General features: G+C 40.4%; 1 pseudogene. It reads right to left on the bottom strand.

The features are described 5' to 3' along the window. Positions 1–1,551, bottom strand: a pseudogene (locus AOB46_RS22630) (TonB-dependent receptor); the annotation flags it as partial.

The following is a 1,551-nucleotide window of genomic DNA, read 5'->3' as shown; positions in this document are numbered from 1 at the left end:
TAAGTTCAGGTTACTGGTCCCGATCAAAGCCATATCCGGGTCATACTTAAGCTTTTTGTCATATCTGTGGGTATACAGGTTGTTCGCCATCACATATAGAGTTACTTTGTTGACAGGAGCTCCTTTTAAGAAGTCTTTATCAAAGGTATAAGCTACTTTCAGGTTACTTAATCTTAAGAAATCTGCTTTTCTAAGGAATCTTGTAGAGGTGTTATTAGCCGATGTTGACCCTGTACCTCTTGCACCAATACCATAGACAGGTTTTGGATTTTCAGCATTAGGATTGCTTGGTGTCCAGTAATCCATACCATCTGCATAAGCGTTAAAAACACCAGCGTTGACACCATCACTCTGTAAGTAGAATGCCCAGTCATCATACATCTTAGCTCCGAAGCTGAAAGTTCCCTGAGCACTTACTGAGAAGTTTTTATAAGACATATTTAAACCAACCCCTCCATATACTTTAGCAATACGGGATCCCTGGATCGCACGCTGTGCTTCTGCATAGTTGCTGGTAGTTTCTCCGTCTACACCGTTTTTATACCATAGCGGGTTACCATTGCTTGGATCTACTCCAGCCCATTTTCTCATGAACCAGCTGTTTACTGTTTCTCCTTCTCTTAAGATTGTGGAACCTGAGATCACGTCTTTTCCTCCGTATAGGCTAGTAACTTCATTCTTTAAGAAAGAAAGGTTACCATCCATGCTTAATGCAAATCCTCCTTTAGTAACAGGATTTAAGATGTTAGCATTCGCGGTAAATTCGAAACCTTTGTTAACCAAATCTCCTACGTTGTCAAAATAGGCTCCTAACCCCTGGGAAGTGGAAAGTGGAATATTATAGATCAGGTTTTTCGTTTTCTTGTTGAAGTATTCAGCAGTAATGGTTACATTGTTTTTGAATAAGCTGAAATCAACTCCTGCGTTGAAAGGATTTACCGTTTCCCACTGTAAACCTGGATTATCAAATCCACCGTAGCTCGCTCCTGCTAAATTGTTATAGTTGATGGTATAAGAATATGTCGCATAAGGAGATACAGATACCCTGTTACCTACTTTACCGTAAGAAGCTCTTAATCTTAAAGAGTTCAGGTAATCATTTTCAGGAATGATCATTTTAGCCAGATCTAGTCCAACCCCCGCAGACCAGAAGTTCCCTGCTTTGCTGCCTGGCTGAAGATAAGAAACCGCATCTCTTCTTCCTGATAAGTCAACATTTAAGTATCCTTTGTAGTTATATCCTAAAGTGGCACCATAACCTGATCTTGAGCTCTCCAGATTATTTACCCCTGTATGGTCAACTGGCACTACAAAGCTGGAAAGATGTTCCAAAGTACTTAATGCAACAGACTGTCCAGTGGCTGCAAGAGCTCTTGTATTGGATTTATATGCTTCCTGGAATAAGCTTGCATTGAACCTGTGATCATCAGATAAAGAGAACGCATAGCTCAATACGTTGGATACGTTGAAGTTGAAATAACGGTTCGTTCCTGAAGTCATACGACCATTGGTACTTAAACCATCACCGTATACAGGAGACAGATATTCATC

The organism is Chryseobacterium indologenes, from assembly GCF_001295265.1.
GTDB lineage: Bacteria > Bacteroidota > Bacteroidia > Flavobacteriales > Weeksellaceae > Chryseobacterium > Chryseobacterium indologenes_A.
This window is presented reverse-complemented; position numbering and strand designations above follow the sequence as displayed.